Raw genomic sequence first — 848 nt, forward strand, 5'->3', positions numbered from 1 at the left:
TTCGGTATTTCTATCTTGCCGCATGGTACGAAGCGTTGTGTTCGTTGCAGCAGAGAGGTGAGATTATGCAGCGTTTCGCGTTTCTCGTCAACCTCTTTTTGCTACTTCGCTTCTTTCGAAACGCCCCAGGACTGTCTGCCAACTACTTGATTTCGCTAGCGCTTCAGCGGGGAGGCGAACTATAGCAAAGGCGCTGCTCACTAGCAAGGAATTTGTTGGGTTTCCTGCTGAGATGGCGTTTAAGTCTGCAATAATGGACATCTTGATACTTATTTGCCAGAAAGATTCACATGAAACGTCCTTATCTTTTCGCTGTGCTGCTTGCTCTGCCCCAGGTAGTACTTGCCACCACGGTCTCCGGCAAACTGATTGCCGCAGGCGGTAGCGACAACAACGGTGTGACTATCCGCACCACCGATGGCAAGGAAGTCAGCGCCTACTGCGTGACGGATGTATGCAAGCAATTGCTGGAGGAAGATAACGACGGCTACGGAGGGCATTCTCTGAAGAAAAAATTCAAGGGAGCTAAGGTGATATTGGAGTACAAAATTGAACGCAATCGTGATCGGATCGCCGGCCCTGATCGAGATGACCGTGTTGAAATTGTGAAGCAGCTGACGATCGTGAAATAGGCTCGTGCTCATGACCTGTCGCCAGGGCATCCCGGATCACCTGGCGATCTCCAACAAAAACGCGGACGAAAAAAAACCCCACATTTCTGCGGGGTTTTCTTCTTATAACTAGCCTGACGATGACCTACTTTCACACTGGTTGCAGCACTATCATCGGCGTAAAATCGTTTCACGGTCCTGTTCGGGATGGGAAGGGGTGGTACCGATTTACTATGG

2 protein-coding genes and 1 rRNA gene are annotated in these 848 nt (G+C 50.1%); 2 read left to right on the forward strand and 1 reads right to left on the reverse strand.

Going from position 1 to position 848, the window contains the following annotated elements; all coding sequences use genetic code 11:
• The coding region (locus F1735_RS36050; RefSeq protein WP_222853183.1) for a hypothetical protein at positions 1–185 on the forward strand (185 nt) is incomplete at its 5' end.
• A 105-nt stretch (positions 186–290) separates the two neighbouring features.
• Positions 291–632, forward strand: coding sequence for a hypothetical protein (locus tag F1735_RS33890; RefSeq protein ID WP_167241427.1), 342 nt, complete (start codon positions 291–293; stop codon positions 630–632).
• A 111-nt stretch (positions 633–743) separates the two neighbouring features.
• Here F1735_RS33890 and rrf read toward each other — a convergent pair.
• Positions 744–848 (reverse strand): 5S ribosomal RNA (gene rrf, locus F1735_RS33895); the annotation flags it as partial.

Origin of the sequence: Massilia genomosp. 1 (genome assembly GCF_011682185.1) — a bacterium.
Classification (GTDB): Bacteria; Pseudomonadota; Gammaproteobacteria; order Burkholderiales; family Burkholderiaceae_D; genus Telluria_A; species Telluria_A rubra.

What these genes read in the sequence shown, in the direction of transcription:
- F1735_RS33890 (WP_167241427.1), top strand. Translation starts at nt 291, where the DNA reads ATGAAACGTCCTTATCTTTTCGCTGTGCTGCTTGCTCTGCCCCAGGTA.